The organism is Stenotrophomonas sp. 364 (genome assembly GCF_009832905.1).
Taxonomy (GTDB): domain Bacteria; phylum Pseudomonadota; class Gammaproteobacteria; order Xanthomonadales; family Xanthomonadaceae; genus Stenotrophomonas; species Stenotrophomonas maltophilia_AP.
In genome coordinates, this window is the sequence record NZ_CP047135.1 from 893016 (window position 1) to 915908 (window position 22893).

The 22893-nt window shown below is 63.0% G+C and carries 15 protein-coding genes and 1 tRNA gene; 12 read left to right on the forward strand and 4 right to left on the reverse strand.

All coding sequences use genetic code 11. The features are described from left to right. Window positions 1-188: 188 nt before the first annotated feature. The 3 genes from GQ674_RS04265 to GQ674_RS04275 all read left to right on the forward strand — a co-directional run bounded on the left by GQ674_RS04265 (window position 189) and on the right by GQ674_RS04275 (window position 3806). Window positions 189-995 carry a hypothetical protein gene (locus GQ674_RS04265; RefSeq protein WP_159496083.1) on the forward strand — a complete coding sequence of 269 codons (807 nt, stop codon included), beginning with the start codon at window positions 189-191 and terminating at the stop codon, window positions 993-995. 211 nt (window positions 996-1206) lie between these two features. Further along, window positions 1207-3090, forward strand: coding sequence for a M61 family metallopeptidase (locus tag GQ674_RS04270; protein WP_201290215.1), 1884 nt, complete (start codon window positions 1207-1209; stop codon window positions 3088-3090). Further along, window positions 3087-3806, forward strand: a complete 720-nt coding sequence (locus tag GQ674_RS04275) for a lysoplasmalogenase (protein ID WP_159496084.1) — start codon at window positions 3087-3089, stop codon at window positions 3804-3806. The genes GQ674_RS04270 and GQ674_RS04275 overlap by 4 nt, the downstream gene beginning before the upstream one ends. Window positions 3807-3824: 18 nt before the next feature. Here GQ674_RS04275 and treA read toward each other — a convergent pair whose 3' ends face one another. Next, window positions 3825-5453, reverse strand: a complete 1629-nt coding sequence (treA, locus tag GQ674_RS04280; RefSeq protein ID WP_159496085.1) for an alpha,alpha-trehalase TreA — start codon at window positions 5451-5453, stop codon at window positions 3825-3827. Between the two features lie 114 nt (window positions 5454-5567). On the opposite strand from treA, the gene GQ674_RS04285 reads away from it, so the two are divergent. The 4 genes from GQ674_RS04285 to GQ674_RS04300 all read left to right on the forward strand — a co-directional run bounded on the left by GQ674_RS04285 (window position 5568) and on the right by GQ674_RS04300 (window position 7965). Then, window positions 5568-5643: transfer RNA gene (locus GQ674_RS04285), tRNA-Thr, on the forward strand. A 269-nt stretch (window positions 5644-5912) separates the two neighbouring features. After that, window positions 5913-6866: an RHS repeat-associated core domain-containing protein gene (locus GQ674_RS04290; protein ID WP_159496086.1), complete on the forward strand. Its 954-nt coding sequence runs from the start codon at window positions 5913-5915 to the stop codon at window positions 6864-6866. Beyond that, entirely contained in the window at window positions 6863-7321 is a 459-nt protein-coding gene (locus tag GQ674_RS04295) for a DUF4265 domain-containing protein (protein ID WP_159496087.1), read from the forward strand. The genes GQ674_RS04290 and GQ674_RS04295 overlap by 4 nt, the downstream gene beginning before the upstream one ends. Before the next feature lie 338 nt (window positions 7322-7659). Continuing rightward, window positions 7660-7965: a hypothetical protein gene (locus tag GQ674_RS04300; protein WP_159496088.1), complete on the forward strand. Its 306-nt coding sequence runs from the start codon at window positions 7660-7662 to the stop codon at window positions 7963-7965. A 189-nt stretch (window positions 7966-8154) separates the two neighbouring features. Here GQ674_RS04300 and GQ674_RS04305 read toward each other — a convergent pair whose 3' ends face one another. Then, the gene (locus tag GQ674_RS04305; RefSeq protein ID WP_159496089.1) at window positions 8155-8523 is read right to left on the reverse strand and encodes a DUF695 domain-containing protein; all 369 of its coding nucleotides are present in this window, start codon (window positions 8521-8523) and stop codon (window positions 8155-8157) included. Window positions 8524-9848: 1325 nt separating this feature from the next. Here GQ674_RS04305 and GQ674_RS04315 point away from each other — a divergent pair. Further along, the gene (locus GQ674_RS04315) at window positions 9849-15458 is read left to right on the forward strand and encodes an RHS repeat protein (RefSeq protein ID WP_159496091.1); all 5610 of its coding nucleotides are present in this window, start codon (window positions 9849-9851) and stop codon (window positions 15456-15458) included. 850 nt (window positions 15459-16308) lie between these two features. Next, a complete protein-coding gene (locus GQ674_RS04320; protein WP_159496092.1) occupies window positions 16309-16596 on the forward strand; it encodes a hypothetical protein in 288 nt (95 codons plus the stop codon). Between the two features lie 5 nt (window positions 16597-16601). Here the strand turns inward: GQ674_RS04320 and GQ674_RS04325 are convergent, their stop codons facing one another. Together GQ674_RS04325 and GQ674_RS04330 are read right to left on the reverse strand one after the other, a co-directional pair. Then, window positions 16602-17912 (reverse strand): GGDEF domain-containing protein, encoded by a 1311-nt coding sequence (locus GQ674_RS04325; RefSeq protein WP_159496093.1) that lies wholly within the window; start codon window positions 17910-17912, stop codon window positions 16602-16604. Beyond that, entirely contained in the window at window positions 17909-18709 is an 801-nt protein-coding gene (locus tag GQ674_RS04330; protein ID WP_159496094.1) for an alpha/beta hydrolase, read from the reverse strand. The genes GQ674_RS04325 and GQ674_RS04330 overlap by 4 nt, the downstream gene beginning before the upstream one ends. A 145-nt stretch (window positions 18710-18854) precedes the next feature. Between GQ674_RS04330 and GQ674_RS04335 the strand changes: the two genes are divergently transcribed. The 3 genes from GQ674_RS04335 (at window position 18855) to cyoA (ending at window position 22885) form a co-directional block, all read left to right on the forward strand. After that, window positions 18855-19859, forward strand: a complete 1005-nt coding sequence (locus GQ674_RS04335; RefSeq protein WP_159496095.1) for a 2-hydroxyacid dehydrogenase — start codon at window positions 18855-18857, stop codon at window positions 19857-19859. Window positions 19860-19907: 48 nt separating this feature from the next. Beyond that, window positions 19908-21530, forward strand: a complete 1623-nt coding sequence (locus GQ674_RS04340; RefSeq protein WP_159496096.1) for a lactate permease LctP family transporter — start codon at window positions 19908-19910, stop codon at window positions 21528-21530. Window positions 21531-21796: 266 nt separating this feature from the next. After that, window positions 21797-22885, forward strand: a complete 1089-nt coding sequence (gene cyoA / locus GQ674_RS04345) for a ubiquinol oxidase subunit II (RefSeq protein WP_159496097.1) — start codon at window positions 21797-21799, stop codon at window positions 22883-22885. The last annotated feature ends 8 nt before the right edge of the window (window positions 22886-22893 follow it).

Genomic DNA, 22893 nt, shown 5'->3' on the forward strand with positions numbered 1-22893 from the left:
TCCCCGCCAAGGCCCGCGAATGCGGGCCTTGTTGTTGCTGGGTCTGCGCCGCCAACCGGCATCGTGAGGAACGGGCCTTGACGATCGCGTTGGCCACGGTCGAGCATGGATGAACGCGTCATGCGCATCAGCGTGGCGCGCAGGGAGCGGCCGTGCCGCCATGGATCGAGCCACACAAGGAGTGAAGGATGAGCAAGCAGGCAACGCCGGCCACCGCGCCGGCAGCAATGAAGAGCGGCCAGGATGATGTCGCCGCGCTGTTCCACCAGTTGCGCACCCAGAACCGGCTGTTGAAGCTGGTGCTTGGCGGGGTGCTGACCGTGGGCGGTGCACTGGCGCTGATGGGCGCGCGGACGCCGCCCATCAGCGCCACCTTCGACGAGATCAACGTGGCCAGGATCAACATCGTCGGCGCCGACGGCGGCCGTTCCATGGTCATTGCCGCGCGCGGGCTGCTGCCGGAGCCGGTCGTCGACGGCAAGGAGATCAAGAGCGGTCGGGGTCCCATGCCGGGCATGTTGTTCTACAACGGCGTGGGTGATGAGGTTGGAGGCCTGATCTACGACGGCAAGCTGGATGCGAAGGGCAAGCCCAGCGCGGGCGTGCACTTGTCGATGGACCGCTTCGGCGGCGACCAGCAGTTGGCGGTGCATCACTACGAAGTCAATGGCCACATGGAAACCGGGTTGTCGGTCTACGACCGCGGCCTGCACCAGGACTACGACGCGCTCTACCAGCAGTACCAGGCCGCACCGGCCGGCCCGGAAAAGCAGGCCCTGCGGCAGAAGTGGAAAGACGCCGGCGGCGAACAGACCCAGCGGTTGTTCGTGGGTCGCACCCGTGGCGACTCTTCGGCGCTGATCCTGGCCGACGCTGCCGGCCGACCGCGCATCATGATGACGGTCAGCCCCCGCGGCGAACCGGCGCTGGCCTTCATGGATGACAAGGGCAACGTCATCCAGTCCCTCCCGCAGGCGGCCACCGCCAAACAGTAAGCCACCGATATGCTGCCGTTACGCAGGTAGAGCCACGCCATGCGTGGCTCTACCTGCAAGGTCACCCGATCGCTGACGCGGCGCGCATCAGGCGCGCCGCGTCGGGTGTCGCTTTGCCCGTTCTGGCCGCTGCCCCACGCATGACCTTTGGCCATGGGGCAGGGCAGAGGCGAGGTCTAGGATCGAACGTTCACCCGCCGGAGCGTTGCCGATGAACATGCGTACCACCGTCCTGTCCGTGCTGCTGGCACTCAGCGCCACCGGCGTACAGGCGCAGACGCCGCCCCCGCAGGATGTTGCCTGGCCGGGTGTGCTGCGCATCGAGGTGGACGCGCGCGATATCGGCCGGCGCATCTTCAAGGTCAAGGCAACCATTCCAGCCAAGCCCGGCCCGCTTACTCTGCTGTATCCGCAGTGGCTGCCCGGTGCGCATTCGCCCAGTGGCCCGATCGACAAGGTGGCCGGGTTGGTGGTCACCGCCAACGGCAAGCCGCTGCAATGGACGCGCGATCAGTACGACGTGTACGCCTTCAAAGTGGACGTGCCCGATGGTGCCAGCGAGGTGGTGGCCGAGTTCAAGTTCCTGTCCTCGCAGGGCGGCAGCCAAGGCCGGGTGGTGATGACCCCGGAAATGCTCAACCTGCAGTGGAACGCCAACTCGCTGTACCCGGCCGGCGTGATCACCCGCAACCTGCAGGCGCAGGCCAGCGTGACCCTGCCCAAGGGCTGGAACTACGCCACCGCGCTGGAAACCGAGCGCCGCGACGGCGATACCGTGGTGTTCAAGCCGATCAGCTACGACCATCTGGTCGATTCGCCGCTGTTCGCCGGCCGCTACTACCAGCAGTTCGACCTGGATCCCGGTGCCAAAGTACCGGTGCGCCTGAACGTGTTTGCCGACGATGCCAAATCGCTGGTCGTTAAGCCCGAACAGCTGCAGGCGCACCGCGCGTTGGTGCAGCAGATCTACAAGTTGTACGGCGCACGCCACTTCGATCATTACGACTTCCTGCTGGCGCTGACCAGCAAGCTTGGCGGCATCGGCTTGGAGCATCAGCGCTCCAGCGAGAACAGCGCCGAACCGGGCTATTTCACCGAGTGGGACAAGAACTGGCTGGGCCGCGACCTGCTGCCGCACGAGTTCAACCACTCCTGGAATGGCAAGTACCGGCGCGGTGCGGATCTGTCCACGCCCAACTTCAACGTGCCGATGGGCGACAGCCTGCTGTGGCTGTATGAAGGCCAGACCCAGTTCTGGGGCCAGGTGCTGGCCGCGCGCTCGGGCATGTGGAGCGTGCAGCAGACCCGCGAAACCTTGGCCAACGTGGCAGCCACCTACGATCGCGGCCGACCGGGCCTGGCGTGGCGCGCGCTGCAGGACACCACCAACGATCCCACCATCGCCCAGCGTCGCGCGCTGGCTTTCCGCAACTACCAGCTGAGCGAGGACTACTACTCCGGTGGCCAGATGGTGTGGCTGGAAGTGGAAGGCAAGCTGCGCGCGCTGACCGGCAACAAGCGCAGCCTCGACGATTTCGCCAAGGCGTTCTTCGGCGTGAACGATGGCGATTGGAACGTCCATCCGTACACCTTCGAAGACGTGGTGCGCACCTTGAACGGGATCGCCCCGTTTGACTGGGCCAGCTTCCTGCGCGAGCGCCTGGACGGGCATGGATCGCTGACCGGCGGCTTGGAAGCGGCTGGCTGGAAGCTGGTCTACACCGATACCCCGAGCGATGCGGTCAAGGCGCAGGAAACCCGCGCCGCCGGCATCAACCTGACCTATTCGCTCGGCGTCAGCGTGGCTAACAGCGGGGTGCTGACCGACGTGCTGTGGGACAGCCCGGCGTTCAACGCCGGCCTCGCACCGGGCATGACGGTGCTGGCGGTCAACGGGCGCGTGTTCAAGGGCGACGTGCTGAAGGACGCGGTGACGGCCGCCAAGACCGACAAGGCGCCGATTACCCTGCTGGTGCGCAGTTTCGACCGCATCGACACGGTGAGCCTGGACTACCACGGTGGCCTGGTGTACCCGTCGCTGCAGCGCATCGCCGGCAAGCCTGATCGCCTGGCCGAGCTGTGGAAAGCCCGATGACCTCGCGCGGTCGCGATGTACTCATCGTGGCCATGGCCATTGCGGCCGTCGTTGGCGCGGGCCTGGACGGCGATGGACGTTGGGTGCACTGGTTGGCCAAACCACTGACCACCTTGTTGATCGCTTCGATCGCATGGCAGGCCGGGCGGGTCGGCCGCGTGTCGGCCACCTCTACAACGTTGCCCCCATCCGGCTACCGCCGTGCGGTGCTGGCCGGCATGGGCCTTTCCTGCATTGGCGACATCGCCCTGATGCTGCCGATGGATGCCTTCGTACCGGGCCTGGTCGCCTTCCTGCTGGCGCATGTCTGCTACATCGTCGCGTTCCGCGCCGGCATCCACGCCGGGCGCGGACTGGGCGTGGCCGCCGTGCTGCTCGGTGCCTTCGCCGCGGGCAACCTCATCGCGTTGTGGCCGCACTTGCCGGCCGACATGCGCGTGCCGGTGCTGGCCTACGTGGTGGTGCTGGCGGTCATGGCGATCCTCGCGATGGCCCGGCATTGGCGCGCGCCGGCACCGCAGGGGATCGACCGGCGCAGCACGGCGTGGGCGGCCGGCGGTGCGGTGCTGTTCGTGGCCAGTGATTGCCTGTTGGCCTGGGACCGTTTCGGCGGTGGGTTGCCGATGGCCAGCCTGCTGGTGCTGAGTACCTATTACGCCGCGCAATACGGCATTGCGCGGTCGGTACCGGTCGCACACGGCACGCGCGAAAGTTGATTGCCGCTGCGCCGCGGCTCAGTCCGCGGTGCCCACATCCTGTGCACTGACGCACGTGCGACGCGGCGGGCACAGCCGGTCCAGCAGCGCCAACGTCGCCCCGTTGCTCCAGCCGAAACCATCCTGCAGCGGGTACTCGCCGCCACCGCCGCCGCCGGCCGAGCCGTCCACCACGTACTTCTCCACCAACTTGCCTTCGCTGTCATACACGGCCTGCACGGTGTGCAGGAAACGCGTGCCGATGCGGCGCGCCAGCGTGTTCTCGCCATAGCGTTGCAGGCCATCGACGGCGACCCACTGCAGCGGCGCCCAGCCGTTGGGGGCGTCCCACTGCTGCCCGGTACGCACCGTCGTGGTGAGCAGGCCGCCCTGGCGCAGCAACTGCGCATCCACCGCCGCCGCCGTCTGCCGGGCCTGCGCGCGGGTGGCCACCTGCAGCCAGAGCGGAAACAGCGCCGCCGCAGTGAGGGCAGGGCGGGTTTGACCTCGCTCCATATCACGATCCACGTACCAGCCTTGGGTCGCGTCCCAGAGCAGCGTATTGATCGCCTCCTGGCGCGCCTGCGCCCGCTGCTCGTAATCGCGTGCCGCAGCGCGGTCGCCGGCCGCTTTACTGGCACGGGCCACGGTTTTTTCCAGATGGAACAGCAGGCTGTTCAAGTCCACCGGCACGATTGCGGTGGTGTGGATGCTGCCCAGGGCGGCCGGGTCGGCCAGCCAGCGGGAGCTGAAATCCCAACCCGACTCCGCCCCCGCGCGGAGATCGCGATAGACCTGCGATGGCGCGCGCTGTGGCTCCTGCGCCGCAGTGGCCAGATCGTCGGTCCACGACTCAGTGCGCGGCACCGCGCGTGCATCCCAGTAGCGGTTGAGCAGTTGGCCGTCGGCCAGACGCACCACGCGCTCGCTGGCCGCACCCGGTGGCAGGCCGTCGGCACCGCGCATCCAGAACGCATGCTCGGTGCGCAACTGGGGCAGGTAGCGGCGGTAGGCCTCATCGCCTTCGTGGGTGGCCAGCAGATCCACCATCACGCTGAAGAAGGGCGGCTGCGAGCGGCTCAGGTAGTAGCTGCGGTTGCCGTTGGGGATGTGCCCGTACTGGTCCAGCTGCCAGGCGAAGTTGTCGACCATGTCGCGCACCTGCTGCCAGCGCCCACTGGATGCCAACCCCAGCATCGTGAAGTAGCTGTCCCAGTAATAGACCTCGCGGAAACGCCCGCCCGGCACCACGTAGGGCTCGGGCAGCGGCAGCAGTGAGCCGTGCGGGTCGACAGTGCGGGTGGTGCGGGTCAGCACCGGCCACAGGCCATCGATGTGGGCCCGCAGGCTTTCGCCGGCCGGCGGCACGTAGGCGGCCGTATCGCCGGGCACCGTGAACCGGGCGGCGACGAAGGCGGGCAGGGTGTAGCCCGGCTGCGTCTGGGCCTGCTGCCAGTGATCGAGCAGCGCACGGGCGTCCTGGCGCGGGATGGCGTCGGCGAAGGTCTTCTGGTCCTTGAACAGGTGAGCACCCTGGACCTGCTGGAACAGCGGCTGCCACTGCTGGTCGGGTGGCTGCGGCGCCGGGCGGGCGGGTTCGGCGGCGGCGCTGCCGGTGCAGAGCAGGGCGGCCAGCATGAGGCCGGTCAGTCGGGAACAGGCGGGCATCGGGGGCTTCCAAGCGGGACAGGGCCACTGTAGGCGGCCTTGCGTCAACGCCTGGTGGGGAGGGGGGGTGCCAATTGACCGCTTGGGGGCCTCCACCGTAGAATTACCTGCTCAGCCGGAATAGCTCAGTTGGTAGAGCGGCGCATTCGTAATGCGTAGGTCGTAGGTTCGATTCCTATTTCCGGCACCAGATACAGCAGAAAGCCCCGGCCTTGGTCGGGGCTTTTTGTTTGTGGCTCGCTCGAAGGTAGTGCCGGCCGCTGGTGGGCACCCTCGGATGGGCCGCGATCACCGACACGGCCCTTGCTCGGGTCCGGCTTCGCAGGCGCTGGATATCGAGTGGTTGAGTCGGCCCAAAATGACGCGTTCGCCCTGAAACTATAAGCGCCGTTTCAGCCGCTTCGTTACTGTGCTATCAATATCGCGTCTTGCTTCAAGGCTCTTTCAAGGATTGGAAGGATGCAAAGCTACGTGGGAGCTGTAGGCGCCATGTCTATCCGGCGCAGGTGGTTGGAAGGAGGATCTCTAAAGCTGCGTTGCATTGCTGCCTGGCTGTGCTGTGTGCTGCTGGTCGGGTGGAGTCTCGTACCGACAGCCAGTGCGCAGACAGTCACCTATATCCACACTGATGCGCTCGGTTCGGTTGTGGCCGAGACCAATGCGAATGGCAGCGTGATCAAGCGTTATGACTACGAGCCCTACGGGGCCGTGGAGGGCGCACAGGTTGCGGATGGGCCGGGGTACACGGGTCATGTGAGCGATTCGGGCACAGGGCTGAGCTACATGCAGCAGCGGTACTATGATCCGCAGCTCGGTAGGTTTCTTTCGGCAGATCCAGTCGAGCCTAGCGCGAACAAAGGTCAAAACTTTAGTCGCTATAAGTATGCTAACAATAATCCGTATCGTTTCACTGATCCGGATGGTCGACAAGAACGGTCTGCCGAACGATTTGGGGATGCGTTCGCTGAAAATCCGGGCGCGTTCGAGCAGTTTGGCCCTGCGGCTGTTGTAGTGACTCAGATCGCACTAAGCACTACTCCTGTTGTTGGTCCACTTCTCGGTCCAGCTTTCAGGCAGATCGTTAAGGAGCCCGTGGCTCCAAAAGGCACTGCGGGTGGTCCGCGTGCGGGTAAGGATTTTACTCCGGCTGGTAAGCGAGAAGTTATCCAGAAAAATGAGCAAGAAAATGGTGGTCAGGCGACGTGTGAGGGCTGCACAGTCGCTACGAGTCCTGCTCAACAGAGTCAGCGAGGAATACCTACTCCCAAACACGAAACCAGGGTTGATCACATCACACCGAAATCGAAGGGAGGAGACGGGTCGCCTTCGAATGGACAGGTTTTGTGCAGCTCTTGTAACATTGACAAGAGCAATAAAGTTGACTGGGTTCCTCCCAAAGATCGAATGCCATGACCAAAATTGAGCACGTAAAGATTTTGTTTAGATTGCCGCAGCAGGATGGATATCCTCCGGCTGAGTGGGAGGGTCTGTGGGCTCTTCCTCGGCCCGAAGGGTACTGCATCGATAACGTGCCATTTTACGCTCGGCTTGTCAGTTACGGTGATGTGGTTTCTGCATCTGAGATCAACGGCGATCTTGTATTTAATGCTGTGCAAATTCCCGGTGGCCACTCAACGATTCGCGTAATATCATACTTGGGTGAATTGGTGTCCGAAATGCGGAATGGACTTGAAGGACTTGGGTGCTCTACGGAGTTGAGTCATATTGCAACTTTTTTTTCGGTTGATGTGCCGCCAGAAGTGGACTATTGGAGTGTCGCTGATTTTCTGGATGTATATGCGGAGAGGGGTTCGCTGGATTATGAGGAAGCCTCAATTCAGCATGATGAGAGAAATGGTAATGGCTAGACTTTCGAATTGCTTGGTGTGATTTTTTGGTGCCACTTTCTAATTTAGATAAAATTATAATATGGTTCTGGCTCCATTTTCGCCTCCGCCTTGAATTAGTCGATTGCGACCTCCGTTTGCTGCACCGCCTTATTGCATCCAGGCGCTTGGCGGCCGGTGACTTGTGAAGAGGCTTCCGCCGGCGGCTATTGCCCGACAGCATCAGCGCCGGGCTGATCATCTGGAGCAGGAAATAAGCGTGTTTCGGGGATATTGAAAAACTCAGGAAGCCTCCTCGCCCGGCGCCGCCCCCGATGCCTGGATCATGACGCTAGAACCTCGGATCTAGTATTGTTTTCTTGTGCGATATCAATTCATTTGGTCATATTAAAGCGGGGATTGATAGTCAGCGTTACGCACTACTGCTCCTTGCCAGCGAGAATTCCGAAATCGAAGCGTCTTTTGCCTTTGCGTTGGAGGCTGCCGGCGCGGGCAGCAGGGAGATCTGTTGCATGGGTTATGTTTCATCCGAGTTGGAGGGTGCTTTGGATGCCACGCTGGAGCTTCAAGGAGGGGCATCAGCCAACAAGATCAATGCAAGCTCTCCCAGCAATCCAAGACACGGGGCCCGAATGGAGGCGTGCAAGGGGGAGTTCGGTTGTTAGCCACTAGAAAAAATTGGCGCTACTCGCTTCTGCTAGCTGACCAATGGATGCCCCGAACATTGAAACGAAGTGCATGCATTGCCCCTTGGGGCCAATGAGCGGTGACGGCTAGTTAAAGCGAGCAGGCTGTAATAGGTCCAGCTCCGGTTTCGCCAGCATCCAGCCGACGTCGTACTCCATCTGATATTCTCACTCGCGCACGGTATCTGGCGTGGAAATGAGAAGTTGCAATGCCTCGTCAGCCTTTTCGGGATCATGCACTCGATATAAGAGTACGCGTTCTCCACGAGCCGTGATTCGCGCAAGAAAAATAGCATTGTGGTCAACCTCAAGCGCGGGTGCAATTCTCTCCTCCATGCGGGCAAGGGCTTCAACCTCTTCCTTGGTCGGCATGCCGTTCACACCTTGCAGCTTGCAAATTACTCCAATCCTCAAATGCCACGGAAAGGCATCGTGCCCAGTAAAGGTCAGCAACGTGGAATTGACAACTACGATAGCCGGATCGCTACCGATGGACGTCTCAATCAGGCTATAGCAGGGAACAGGGACATCTCTCATCCGCCTATCCATCTGGCACCGGTGCAAACTCTAACACTTCGCTGGGCTCGAACTCGAGTTTTGTGGTGGTAAAGATCAATGCCAGCGGCAACGTGGTCGACCGATATGGCTACGAGCCCTCTGGCGCCGGAGTCGACTTGGAGACTGCCGGTGGGCTGGGTCTTACCGGCAACATAGGCGATCCGTCTACCGGACTTAGCCGCATGCAGCAGTGGCACATGGACTCTCTGGTGAGGGCATTCATGTCTATGGACCCGGAAATGGCGTATGGAAAGGCGGTGGTGCAGTTGAATAGACCGATTGCGTCAGCATGACCGAGGGGAGTTGGTTAGTGACTAGGAGTGTGAGCACCCATGGCCTGTATTCGAACTTATGTGACTCTGAGAATATTTTCTGAATCGGTTGATGTTGGCATGATTGGCGAGTTATTTTGCCTGGCGCCTACGAGCATCCGTGTGCGCAATGCTCTCTCTTCCAAGAGGTTTGAGAGAGAGGGTTCGTTATGGAAGTACTCATCCAAGGATCAGTTGGAATCGATCGATCCGCAGGATCATATCGATTGGCTGCTTAGCCGCCTGTCTGGATCCGAGAAGAAGTTTGATCATTTGCGGGATGCAGGGTGTGTTGCGGACGTATTCTGCTTCCTTGAAACTGGCGAACAGGGTGGATTCACTATGACCAGTTTACAGATGGGAACGCTTTGTAGCCTAGGGTTGGACTTGACTTGGGACATATATCGGGCTGAAGTGCAAGCTTAGGTATTGCATCTGCAGGTTGCGGACGCTTCAGTTGATTGCAGTCGATATGACATCGGTCGGTGGGCGCTTTGGTTGGCATCCGACTCGATGGAGCAATTTTCTTGGTGGGATCGCATGGTTTGCCCTGGTGGCTAGGCTCGCAATGCATAGGTCGTAGGTTCGATTCCTGTTTGCGGCACCAGATACAGCGGAAAGCCCCGTCCTTAGTCGGGGCTTTGTTTGCGCGAGTGTTGGAACTCATTGATTGGTGAGGGGCCGCTGACGGACAGATTGCTTGCTCGGCGTCTCTGCTGCTAGTTGCGGATGGTTGTTGTCCGCGCGGATGGGGCGCGTTGGCTTGATAAGTTGGCTTCATTCCAACTTATAGGAAAGTGTCCAATGGCCTCGCTGATCGAGGCTGCCCCGATGTCTTCGGAAAAATTTGGATGGTAGTAGCACAGTAGGCTCTGATGGGTTACGTTCCGCTGTTGCCGGTGCGGGAACCGCATGATGGGTAGTGGAAATGACACCTTCATTCAAACTGGGAAGTTGAACCTACGGGAGTAGTTGACGTTGAACGGATTCAACTTGAAGTTTGTCGTGGGCGCACTTGTACTGGGAACGCTGGCTTCATCCTACGGCCTGCACGCACAGGAGCGGAGGGTCTGGGAGGAGTACGGAAGCCGGGTAGGGCGTGCCACGCAGCCGACACAGGTAGGGAGTGCTGCGTTCGGGGAAGAGGTTGACACGTATATGGGTGGCATATCCTTCAAGATGACGGATGTGGATCTCCCGGGGAACAACGACTTGCCCGTCAGGTTCGAGCGGTCCTTCCGGGTGAGAAACAACCCCATCCCAGGTGTGTTCTACCGCAGCTTCGCGATGGCGGACTGGGAGGTGCAGCTGCCTTCGTTGTCGGCCGACTTTGCACCGAACTGGGAAGTTTCGCTTCTGGAAGAGCCCAACCGGCGCTGCTCAGTGCCGAACGTCTCTGACGCACGGCCCCTCCCGATCCGGGTGGGCACCGAATACGTCAGGCCGGATGAGTACTGGGATGGCGTCAACCTGCAGATTCCCGAAGGCGGCGGGGAGTTGCTCTACATCGCCGGGAACGTGCCTGTTCCGGGCGATGCGGCCACCTACTACTGGACCGCCGGCGACAATATCCGCATTTCCTGCCTGCCTTCGCTGGCCAATGGCAGTGGCGAGGGCTTTCTGGCGGTGGCGCCGAACGGGAACCGGTATCGGTTCGACTGGATGGCACAGGACGTCGAGCCTTCGCTCGTGTCGCAGACAGCAGAGTCGGTGTCCAATATCTCCCACACCGTCGAGCGCCGCATTCCGCGTAGCAGGAATTCCATCTACCCAACGCGCGTAGAGGACAAATACGGGAACTGGGTCGCCTACACATATGCAAATACGTGGAACCAAGTCGTCAAGCTGACCCGCATCGAGAGCAGCGATGGTCGGTGGATTGCGGTGCGGTATGACACGTCGGGAAACATCAGCCAGGTCGAAGCTAACGGACGGGTCTGGAACTACGGCTACGTCAGTGACAGCGGAAAGCGCTCCCTGAGCAGCGTTCGTCTGCCGGACCAGACGCAATGGCAGATCGATCTGCGCGGACTGGGGAGGGCGCACATCGCGTACGCAGTGGTAGAGCCGGGCGATCAGGTCACGCGCAACTGCACGCGCCAGGGAACGTTGATGGAGCCCAGCCAGTTCTCGGGAAACATGGTGCACCCTTCCGGGCTTCTCGCACAGTTCACGGTGGGCATCGTGCTGCATGGACGCAGCAATGTTCCGCTGTACTGCAAGAACGTGACGCGGCCATTCAACGACCGCAGTGACGACATTGCGTGGATTCCTCCGGCCCACCACGGCCTTTCCCTGCTTCGCAAAGAGCTGAGCGGTGTGGGCATTGCGCCGATGCTGTGGACCTATGAGTACTCCACGGGGAGCAGCTACAAATATCTGAGCACTGACAGCAAGTTTCCGATCTGCCCGCCCGAGGTGCTCGACTGCACCGCGCCGCTCTGCACGTCCGACGATTGTGCGGGAGCGAAGGGTACAACCATCACGGCTCCGGACGGCTCCTCCGTTCAGTATCGCTATGGAAACTCCTATCGCTACAACGAAGGAAAGTTGCTGGGCACCGTTCACAAGGGCAGCAACGGGGAAACGTTGCGCAGTGAGCAGCTGCGCTACGACTTCAGCCTGGCCGACGGGGTCTATCCCGCGCGATGGGGCGTCAGTCCCCGGTACCGGCAAGCAGGATTTCCCTCGGAGCTGCACCGGCCGCTGGTGTCCAAGACCATTACCCAGGACGGCGTCAACTTCGCCCTCAGCGTCCAACAGTTCGACTCGTTGGCGCGCCCGGTCATTGTTCGCAAGCAAAGTAGCGTGCCTGGGGCTGCGGCGCGCAGCGAGTCGACGCAGTACCATGACAATGTAGGGAAATGGGTGATGGGTCAGGCTAAAAGCCTGTCTGTGAATGGTGTGCTGGCCTATGAAACGCAGTACAACGCCCAGGCTGCGCCGGAAGTTCAAAAGGAGTTCGGGCGTGTCGCGCAGACGATTGGCTATGGACCGGACGGTACGGTCAGCTCGGTGCGTGACGGTAATGGAAACCTGACCGCCCTCGGTGCCTGGAAGCTCGGCGTGCCGCAGCGCGTCACGTTTGCAGATGGGGCATCCGTGTCCGCTGTTGTGGATGACAACGGTTGGATCACCCAGGCGGTCGACGAAGGTGGCTACGCCACGAGCTATCAGTACGATGTCATGGGTAGGATTGTGCGCACCGCCTATGCGGCAGGTGACTCGGTGGCGTGGAATCCTGTCGTGCAGACCTTCGAACGGGTTGCAGGTGCGGAGTACGGACTGCCCGCCGGGCACTGGCGGCACACGGTAGAGACAGGGGCTGCGCGCAAGATCAGCTATCTCGACGCGATGTGGCGTCCCCTTCTGGTTCGCGAGCTTGACGCCAATAACGTTGCAGCGACGGAGCGGTTCAGCGGCATCGAGTATGACCACGAGGGTCGCAAGCTGTTTGCGTCGTATCCCTCCACGTCGAGCAATTCCGATGTGGGTGTCTGGACGCGTTACGACGCTCTGGGTCGGGTGACGGGCGTATCGCAGAACAGTGAGTTGGGCCTGCTGACCACCACCACGGTCTATGCGTCTGATGGTGAGGGGGCCTACTCCAAGGTCACACGCGCCGATGGCCGATCGGTGCTTACTCGCTTCCAGGCTTTCGACGAACCCGCGTACGAATCTGCTCTGGTGGTATCCGAGCCGGAGGGCGTCGTCACCCGGATTGCCCGCGACGTCTTCGCTCGCCCGCTGACGATTTCAAGAGGCAGCGCGGACGGTACCACCCAGCTGACCCGCAGCTACGCCTACGATGCCCAAGGCCGGCTGTGTCGCCAGATCGAACAAGAAACCGGGGCAACCCTGACCGGTTATGACGGCGCTGGCAATGTCACATGGTCGGCAGCCGGCCTGGCAGCCAATAGCGCGTGCAGTGCCAGCGGTGACGGGGCGGGTACGGCCGCCGTCCGGGTCACCCGCACATACGACTCACGCAACAGGTTGAGAACGCTGGTCTTCCCTGACGGGAATGGCGACCAGCTCTGGCGTTACACGAGCGCTGGGAAGCCGGACCAGATCGTGACCAAGGCTGCGGGTTCACCCGACGTGATAAATGTGTATGCCTACAACCGTCGCGGGCTGCTGACAGGGGAGTCGGGCGGCGAGCTGGGGGCACACAACTGGTCGGTGGGCTATGCATACGACGGCAACGCCACATTGTCTGGTGTGCGCTACCCCAGCGGCCTGTTCGTGGACTACGCGCCAAACGCACTGGGCCAGGCAACACGTGCGGGCACCTATGTGCAAGCGGTCAGCTATCACCCCAATGGTGGGATGAAGGGCTTCGCGTACGGAAACGGTATTCAGCACACCATGCAACAGAACGCGCGCCAACTCCCCGCGCGCGTGCAGGACGGGGCAGTGCTGGACAATGGCTACACGTACGACAGCGCCGGCAACGTCATGGCTATACAGGATGGGCTCGACGCGAGCCGCACCCGGACGATGCAGTACGACGGCCTTGACCGACTGGTACGGGCGGTCTCTCCCTCCTTCGGTGGCGATGGTATCGCCAGGTTCTCCTACGATGCCATCGACAACCTTCGGTCCTCGCATCTCGGAGGCAAACGTCAGTTCAACTATCTGTATGACGTCAGCAATCGCCTCACCAACATCCGGGATGACGCGGGGGCAACCACTATTGGGCTGTCCTATGACGCAAAGGGCAATCTGAAGAGCAAGAACGGAATGCAGTTTGCCTTCGACCATGGCAATCGCCTGCGGCAGGTGGCGGGTGTGGAGTCCTACCGCTATGACGGGCATGGCCGTCGCGTGGCCAATATTCGTCCCGGCGGTGCTTCACGTCTTTCCTTCTATGGCTTTGACGGAGTGCTGAGGCGGCAGCAGGATGCGGCGGGGAAGGGGGACGAGTACGTCTACCTCAACGGCAGCCTGGTTGCCCAGGTCGAGACAGGAGAAGTGATGTCCAGCCCTGTATTGACGCTGCCGTCCTTCAGTCCTGGCGGCGCCTACGCCGTCGCATGGACCAGCGTTGCATCAGCAAGTACTTATGAACTCCAGATGCGAGTGGGGGGCGGTGCCTGGAGCGCGCTCTACTCGGGTGCCGCGACGGCCTGGAATGCCACGGGACATAGCTCTGGAACCTATTCTTATCGGGTCCGCTCATGCAAGAACGGTGCTTGCGGCGAATGGAGTGCCGAGGCAAGCGTGCGCGTTCAGCTTCCGCCCTCCGGCGTACCAACGGCCAGTGTGCCCGCACTTTCCACCGACGGTCGTTTTACGGTCAGTTGGACGCTGGCCAATGGCGCGACGGATTACCGCCTGGAGGAGAACGTCAACGGCGGTGGTTGGTCCACTATCGCCACTACATCGGCCGCCTCGCACGCACTGGCAGGGAAATCAGCCGGTAGCTATGCCTACCGGGTGGCTGGATGTGCAGGGGGAGCCTGCGGTACCGCCAGTCCTGTTGTCACGGTGCTGGTGGCGTTTCCACCAAGCGGCGTGCCGGTGCTCAGTGCTCCTCCGCGAAGCCCAAATGGCGCCTACGTGGTTCAATGGGCTGCGGTGGCAGGTGCCAACCGCTACGTGCTTGAAGAAAGTGCCAACGGCTCAGGTTGGCAACAGGTGCACGCAGGAGCAGCGGCATCGCTCGCTGTCAGCGGAAAGATGGCGGGCACCTACAGTTACCGGGCATCGGCATGTAGCGCGGGGGGCTGTGGCAACGTAAGTGCCACGGTGGTGGTGGTGGTGCTGTACCCGCCTTCCGGGGCTGCCACGATCAGCGTTCCTTCGTTCTCGCCCGATGGCAGCTACACCGTCAGTTGGACGAGCGTGGCGACAGCTGGCAGCTATCTGCTTGAGGAGAGCGTCAATGGGGGTGCCTGGACCCCGGCACCTGAAAGTGGCGGTGTCGTCCGGACCTACTCAGGAAGGGCTATCGGGCAGTACAGCTACCGGGTGCGGGCAGCAAACGTATCCGGGATTGGGCCCTATTCGTCGGTCGTGTCAATCAATGTGCTGCGACGTTCATCGCCGCCCCAGCTCAGTGGCCCAACCTACAACGGTGAGAACGGCTATGTGATCAGCTGGAACGCAGGCGACGGCGGCGGGTCGCACTCTTATCGGGTGGAGCTCTCCGCCAATGGAGGAGCGTGGGGGCAGGTGGCCATCGCTGACACGCTGTGGCACGTGATCAATCGCCCTGACACGGGTTCGTATGGAATACGCATCCAGGCATGCAATCTGGCTGGATGTAGCGACTACTCCAACGTGGTGGGGCTCAATATTGCGCCTGAGCCTATCCCGGCAACGCCATCGATCACCTATTCCGTGAAGACGCAGCGAAAGGTGGGGGCGACGCTGCAGGTCAGTTGTTCAGTGCGTTGGACGGTATCGCAGGGTACGACACGCTACGAGTTGGTATCGGTGCCCACGAGCCAGATCCAATATTCGGGTCCGTTGAACGACCTGACGCGGTCCGGCAGTTACTACTGTGCCTCTTCGCATGTCGTCAGGGCCTGCAACGCGACGGGTTGTTCGGCCAACTCTGTTCCGTTCCGGCAGGAGACAGTGAATATTGCGCAGTAAGTGTCACGACGTGGAGAGCTTGCCGACAGTGCACCGTCGGCAGTGCTCGCCGGTGCAGTGGAGCCTTTGGGTGGGTGCTGTAAATCGCAGTTCGACGAATGCGGGATCTGCGACCTCCCTTAAGAACTGACGAGGCGCCAGACTTTAAGGTCACGCGCTGAATGGCCTGAACAACCGGGCTCACGATTGAAGCGAGATTGACGGTGCGTCGAAACGGAGAGCATCTCATGGGCGTCAGAAAGCTGTTGGCTGTAGCTGCACTGGTGATATGTGCCACATCGTGCAGAACCCACGTCCCCGCTGTTCAGGGCGAAACAACACTTCGCGGGGTCATGACGGTGTACGTCGGTGGGCATGGATTGGGCTCACTCCAGACGCAGTCGGGCGAGTGCGTTGATCTCGCCCTACCCAAGAATGTCCTGCGCAGATCTGGTACGTGGGATGGAAAGGCCGTGGTACTCAACGGGACCATGGACTCTCGGCCGCGGTCTCTGAATCTTCTGTGGTACGACATCAGAGACAGACGGATTGAAGGCGGTGGTTGCTCCGACGACGTTCTGTATGTTCAGACCATCGAGGCACTGAGGTGACCGGCGGATGGTCTTCAATAGGCATCTATCCTACGTTCGATGGCAGAGCGCTGTTCTATCCGATTCCTGAGGCTTGGTGATGAACGCTAGAGATCTATAGCGCTACCGATGCCGCAAGGAAGCGGTTCGCAGAGGCCGTCCTTCTGTGCCCCCCAGCCTCGCATGCGGCGATCCCGCTTCTCAAGCCCTGCATCGAACACCCACATGCGCCAAACCACCCGCGCACCTTCGCCACCGCCACCGCCACCGCCACCGCCCCGATGATTCTGCTCACCGCCTGCGGCAAACCCGCGCCGGATTCGGCCGCTGCCAGGACCGCCGCGCGCCGCATTGCGGATGAAAAAGTCCGCGCCTGCGCGCTTGCCAGGACCGGCAGCGAAACGGGCATGGCCTTCATCAGCGACGCGCGTTCGGACACCGCCTGGTCGTACGAGTACGAAGGCGATGGCCGGCTGTGCATGGTGTGGGTGGGGATGACGGAAAGGTCGAGATCGATCCGCCCGGGAACTGAGGCCTGCGCAATCAGTGCGGGTGAAGGTCGGGGCTGATCAGCCTACGCCGCCATGCTCACCCGGTTACGCCCGGCCGTCTTCGCCTGGTAAAGCGCCTCATCCGCACGCGCTACCAAGCCCTCCAGCAGCGTCGCATCGCAGCCCGGCAGCGCTTCGCCCACCGCACCGCCCACGCTCACCGACACCGCAATGCGGGTGCCACCCACGGTGATCGGCTCGGCGGCAATCGCATGGCGCAGGCGTTCGGCGGCGGCGGGCACTTCATCAATCACAGGCGCCGACAGCAATGCAATGAACTCCTCGCCGCCGAACCGCGCGAACAGGTCGCGGTCGCGCAGCGCGTCGCGGCAGCGCCGGGCCACGATCTTGAGCACTTCATCGCCTACCGGGTGGCCGTGCGTGTCGTTGATCGCCTTGAAATGATCCACGTCGACCATGAGCACCGCCACCGAATGTCCGCTGGCTTCGCGGGCGGCGATGATCTGCGCGGAGCGCTCCTCGAAATGACGTCGGTTGGGAACGCCGGTCAACGGGTCCGACGACGCCAGGCGGCGCAGTTCGGCGGCCATCAGCAGGTCGGCGGTGACGTCGGTGAACAGCCAGATGCGGCCATGTTCGCCGTTGCCGCGCACCGGGTGGGTGTCCACTTCGAAGGTGCGTTCGCCGAACGTCCAGTTCAACGTCGCGGCAAAGTTGACGTTGCCCATCTGCGCGGCGTAGGCCTGTTCGAGCTCGGCGTGATTGTCGCTGCGCAGGCGCAGTGCCCGCATCGGGCCGGCCAGGTCGGCGGCGCGGTGGTTGCCTGGGGCACAGCCCAGCAGTGCGGCTGCATGTTCATTGATCACCGCGCCCACGCCATCGCCGTCGATCAGCACGATGCTGGCCGGCACGCTTTCCACCAGGTCGATGAACTGATTGTGCGCGATGAGCTGGCGGGTGGCCTCGCGGCGCGCGGAGAGAAGTCCGGCCACGCTGCTGGACAGCAACGGCAGCTGGGCCGTAATTCCCTCGGCAGGGGCATGGTGTTTCCAGAGCAGCAACAGGCCGCTGTGCGGGCTGCCCACCGACGGGGCCGGCACATACAGCAGGTGGGTGGGGGCGCCCTGCAGGGCATGCAGGACGGCCGTCGGCAGGCGGAAGCCGGCCGCGTCTACGGGCTCCCCGTGCCAGGCGCGCTCGAGAATGCCGCTGCGCGCCAGGTTGAACCCGGACAACGGCAGCGCGGGCGACCCGGTCGACCACGTCGAGCGGCCCTGCGCATCCAGTTCAACGGCCAGGGCCAGGTCTGCGTGGGTGGCGAGCCGGGCGAAGCTGCACAGGGCGGCAAGCGCCTCGCTGCTGGGCGCGTTCAAGGCGCCGTCTCGATCAATCGCCGTTCCAGGATTCGGGTCACCTCGTCGGCGGCGGTCATATGCGGCAGGTGCCCCGAGGCATCGATGATGTCCAGCGTTGCCCCGTCGATCGTATCGGCCAGCCACTGGGCCACCTCGACCGGAACCGCCATGTCCACCGCGGTCTGGATCACGTGCACCGGCATGGACAACTGCGGCGCCAGCGTGCGCATGTCCGAGGTGAAAATGGTGCGCGAGGTGTTGAGCGCGATGTCCGGCTGCATCTGGAACAGCGTACGCGAGAAGTCCGCCAGCACGCGGTTGTCCTCCACGCCCACCACCATGGGCGCGAACCCGGCCACCCAGGCCTGATAGTTGGCGCGCATGCTCTCGAACAGGTTGTCCAGGTCCGCCGGCTTGAAGCCGCCGGTGTAGCCGTCATCGTCGAGGTAGCGCGGCGAAGCGCCGATGGTCACCACGCGTTCGAACAGGTCCGGGCGTGCAACCGCGGCAGCCGCGCCGATCATGCCGCTCATCGAGTGCCCGACATACGTAAACCGGTGCAGGTCGAGCTCGTCGACGATATCGAGCAGGTCGTCGGCATAGCCGAACATCGTGCCGTGCCGATCAACATCATAGGTGTCCGCGCCGTTGGGACCGCAGCCGGCGAGATCAAACGTGACCACGTCGAACCGTTGGTCGAACCAGGGCCGCAATGCAGTCCACGCGGTCTGGTCGGTGCCGAAGCCGTGGGAAAGGATGACGACCTCGTTGCCCTGACCGCCGCGGCGGCCGTTGAAGCGCTCAAAACTGCCCAAGTACGTTTACCCATGGCGTTTCCCAAGGGGCGAATACTAGGGCAGGTGGGCAGCGGGGTCCATGGTGGGGGCTGGCACTTGCCGCGTGTTTCCGCTTGTCATCCCGGAGCGGTATGGTGGTGCAGGAATTCCCGGAGAGCCCGTCATGCGAACTGCCGTCTTCAGCGCCCGGCCCTACGACCGCCGCTTCCTCGAGGAGGCCACCCAGCGTGCCGATGCGGCCCGGCCGGTGGAGTTCCTTTACTTCGACGCCACCCTGGACGTGCATACCGCGGCGCTGGCGCAGGACTGCGAGGCGGTCTGCGTGTTCGTCAACGACCGTCTGGACGCGCCGGTGCTGCAGGCCCTCCACGCCCTGGGCGTGCGCGCGATCCTGCTGCGCTGCGCCGGCTTCAACAACGTGGACCTGGCCATGGCCGGGCAGCTGGGCTTCTTCGTGGCCCGGGTGCCGGCGTATTCGCCCGAGGCGGTGGCCGAGCACGCCCTGGCGCTGGTCATGACCCTCAACCGGCACACCCACCGCGCCTACAACCGGGTGCGCGAGGGCAACTTCATGCTCGACGGGCTGCTCGGGCGCACTCTCTACGGTAAGACGGTGGGCATCGTGGGCACCGGCAAGATCGGCCTGGCCACGGGCCGCATCTTCAAGGGCATGGGCTGCACCGTGCTCGGCCACGATCCGTACCCGTCGTCCGCGTTCGATGCGATCGGTACCTTCGTCGCGCTTGACGAACTGCTGGCGCGCGCGGACATCGTGTCACTGCATTGCCCGCTGACCCCGGACACCCACCACCTGATCAACACCGCCTCGCTGGCGCGGATGAAGCCCGGGGCGATGCTGGTCAACACCTCGCGCGGTGGGCTGGTCGATACGCACGCAGTGATCGGTGCGCTCAAGGCGCGGCACCTGGGGCACCTGGCCATCGACGTGTACGAGCAGGAAAGCGCGCTGTTCTTCCAGGACCGCTCCGGGGAAATCATCGATGACGATGCCTTCCAGCGCCTGATGACCTTCCCCAATGTGCTGGTCACCGGGCACCAGGGCTTCTTCACCGTGGAGGCGCTGCAGGAAATTTCCGAGATCACCCTGCGCAACCTGGGGGATTTCGCCGCTGGCCGGCCGTGTGCCAACGCGGTGCCGCTGCCCTGATCCACGCGTGATGCTGTTCTCCGTCCTTTCCCACCGCAGGGGCTGACCATGTGGCATCAGAACTACGATCCGCTCGGCAATGCGAACCTCTCGGCGCTGCTGGCCGCGCTGCCGGTGCTGGTGTTCCTGCTGGCGCTCACCGTGCTTCGCCTCAAGGGCCTCACCGCGGCGCTGCTGGCGGTGGGGGTTTCGGCACTGGTGTCGTCGCTGGTGTTCGGCATGCCGCTGGACACCCTGCTGGGGGCAGCGTTGCTCGGCATCGCCAACGGCGTGTTCCCGATCAGCTTCATCGTGCTGATGGCGGTCTGGCTGTACAAACTGGCCATCCGCAGCGGCAAGTTCGAAGTGATCCGCGGCAGCATCGCGACCATTTCCGAGGACCAGCGCATCCAGGTGCTGCTGATCGCCTTCTGCTTTGGTGGCTTCCTCGAAGGCGCCGCCGGTTTCGGCGTCCCCATCGCGATCTGCGCCGCGCTGCTGGTTGAGCTCGGTTTCCGCCCCCTGAAGGCAGCGATGCTGTGCCTGGTCGCCAACGGCGCGGCCGGTGCCTACGGCGCGATCGGCATTCCGGTACTGGTGGGCGCGCAGCAGGGTGGGGTGGGGCTGGACGAGATGTCGCAGATGTTGATCCCGCTGGTTCAGTTCTGCGCGCTGCTGCTGCCGGCGGTGCTGGTGCTGCTTTTGGACGGCTGGCGCGGGGTGCGCGAGACCTGGCCGGTGCTGCTGGTGGTCGGCGGGGTGTTCAGTGGCAGCCAGACACTGGTGCTGTACCTGCTGGGGCCGGAACTGGTGGACATCATCGGCCCGCTTGCCGCGATGGGCAGCCTGGCCGCCTTCATGCAGGTCTGGCGACCGCGCCGCATCTATCGGGAGGCGCAGGCGCCACCGGTGTCCAGCCAGCGCTGGTCGCTGAAGCAGGTGCTGCTGGCCTGGTCGCCGTTCTACATCCTCACCGCCACCATCCTGGTCTGGAGCCTGCCGGCGTTCAAGGCGCTGTTCGCCGCCGATGGCGCGCTCGGGACCACGGTGCTCCATCTGCCGGTGAGCCTGCTCGACCAGCGTATCCAGGAACTGCCGCCCCTGGTGGCTGTCGCGCACACGCTGCCGGCGGTGTGGACCGTGGGCTGGCTCAACGCCTCGGGCACCGCGATCCTGATCGCCGCGCTGCTCACGGTGGTGCTGTCGCCGAAGCTGGGCCTGCGCGCGGCCGGCGAGGAGCTGGCCCAGTCCGGCCGGGAGATGTGGAAGCCGCTGGCCACCGTGGCGCTGGTGATGGCCGTGGCCTACATCACCAATTACTCGGGCGCGTCGTCCACGATCGGGCTGGCGCTGGCCCAGGCCGGTGGGGTGTTCCCGGCGCTGGCGCCGGTGATCGGCTGGACCGGCGTGTTCATCACCGGCTCGGTGGTCAACAGCAACACCCTGTTTGCCCACCTGCAGGCGGTCACTGCCGCCCAGATCGGGGTCAGCCCGGCGCTGCTGGTGGCCGCCAACACCGCCGGCGGGGTGATGGCCAAGCTGGTCTCGCCCCAGTCGATCGCCATTGCGGCGGCGGCGGTAAAGCTGGTGGGCCAGGAATCGGCGATCATGCGCACCACCCTGGCGGTGAGCCTGGCCCTGCTGGGGTATGTCTGCCTGTGCACCCTGCTGCTGTCGTGGCTGGTCGGGTGAGGGGCAGGGTATTCATGTCTATACATGAACGTGTTGGCGTGCCGAATCGGGCGTATTGCGCGCACTGCGACAACGTGTCGCAGCTAAAACGGGGCTTTCCTGCGCTGGATCATTGTCAATGCCTTTCTTAAATGATGCATGACGGCCTAAAATTAGAGGGCTGACATGATCGTCCCCTGTGCCTGTCCCCCTGGACCGGCACAACCGGCCTTTGGCCGGGACGGGGCGCGCTTGAGCTGGCATTCCCTACGCAATTGGATCGACCGATGATTCCGTTGAAACCCCTTGGACGCTTTTTGCGTCCGGGCCTGCTGTTCGCGTTGTCCGTGTTCCTGACGGGCTGCAACTCGGCCATCCTCAACCCCAAGGGCCAGATCGGCCACGATGAGAAGACGCTGCTGATCACGGCTACCGTGCTGATGCTGCTGGTCGTCGTGCCGGTCATCATCATGACCCTGACCTTCGCCTGGAAGTACCGCGCGACCAACACCAAGGCCCGTTATGAGCCGAAGTGGTCGCACTCCACCGCGATCGAAGTGGTGGTGTGGTCGATCCCGTGCATGATCGTGCTGGTACTGGCCGTGCTGACCTGGCGTTCCTCGCACGCGCTGGACCCGTACCGTCCGCTGGACTCGGACAAGAAGCCGGTGGTGATCGAGGCCATCTCGCTCGACTGGAAGTGGCTGTTCATCTATCCGGAAGAGAAAATCGCCACGGTCAACGAGATCACGTTCCCGGTCGATACCCCGCTGAACTTCAAGATCACGTCCGATTCGGTGATGAATGCCTTCTTCATCCCGCACCTGGGCAGCATGATCTACTCGATGACGGCCATGGAGACCAAGCTCCACCTGATCGCCAACGAGACCGGTGAATTCCCGGGCATGTCCTCGCACTACAGTGGCGCGGGCTTCAGCAAGATGCATTTCAGCGCCCATTCGGTGACGGATGCGCAGTACCAGGAGTGGCTGGCCAAGGTCCGCGCCGACGCGGCGACCCTGGACAAGACCGCGTTCAATGCCCTGGTGGCCGAAAAGAACCACGACTGGCACCCGGTGACGTACTTCGGTACCGCCGAAGCCGGCCTGTTCGACTGGGTCATCGCCAAGCACATGGGCGACAACCAGCACTACGGCATGAAGCACGACCACGCTGCGATGGGCCATGACGGCGCCGAGGGCGAAAGCCACGCCGGCCACGACATGCCTGCCGCTGAAAGTCCTGCCCAGACGGACGTGCACGCCGACGACACGCACGCGGCGCACGCCGCGGGTGCTGACGCCGCGCACGCCGAACACACTGCAGACGAGCATGCCGCCGCCGGTCACACCGGCCACGCAGGCTCGGGAGAATAAGCATGAAT

What these genes read in the sequence shown, in the direction of transcription:
- GQ674_RS04265 (WP_159496083.1), top strand. Translation starts at nt 189, where the DNA reads ATGAGCAAGCAGGCAACGCCGGCCACCGCGCCGGCAGCAATGAAGAGC.
- GQ674_RS04270 (WP_201290215.1), top strand. Translation starts at nt 1,207, where the DNA reads ATGAACATGCGTACCACCGTCCTGTCCGTGCTGCTGGCACTCAGCGCC.
- GQ674_RS04275 (WP_159496084.1), top strand. Translation starts at nt 3,087, where the DNA reads ATGACCTCGCGCGGTCGCGATGTACTCATCGTGGCCATGGCCATTGCG.
- treA (WP_159496085.1), bottom strand. Translation starts at nt 5,453, where the DNA reads ATGCCCGCCTGTTCCCGACTGACCGGCCTCATGCTGGCCGCCCTGCTC.
- GQ674_RS04290 (WP_159496086.1), top strand. Translation starts at nt 5,913, where the DNA reads ATGCAAAGCTACGTGGGAGCTGTAGGCGCCATGTCTATCCGGCGCAGG.
- GQ674_RS04295 (WP_159496087.1), top strand. Translation starts at nt 6,863, where the DNA reads ATGACCAAAATTGAGCACGTAAAGATTTTGTTTAGATTGCCGCAGCAG.
- GQ674_RS04305 (WP_159496089.1), bottom strand. Translation starts at nt 8,523, where the DNA reads ATGAGAGATGTCCCTGTTCCCTGCTATAGCCTGATTGAGACGTCCATC.
- GQ674_RS04320 (WP_159496092.1), top strand. Translation starts at nt 16,309, where the DNA reads ATGATTCTGCTCACCGCCTGCGGCAAACCCGCGCCGGATTCGGCCGCT.
- GQ674_RS04335 (WP_159496095.1), top strand. Translation starts at nt 18,855, where the DNA reads ATGCGAACTGCCGTCTTCAGCGCCCGGCCCTACGACCGCCGCTTCCTC.
- GQ674_RS04340 (WP_159496096.1), top strand. Translation starts at nt 19,908, where the DNA reads ATGTGGCATCAGAACTACGATCCGCTCGGCAATGCGAACCTCTCGGCG.
- cyoA (WP_159496097.1), top strand. Translation starts at nt 21,797, where the DNA reads ATGATTCCGTTGAAACCCCTTGGACGCTTTTTGCGTCCGGGCCTGCTG.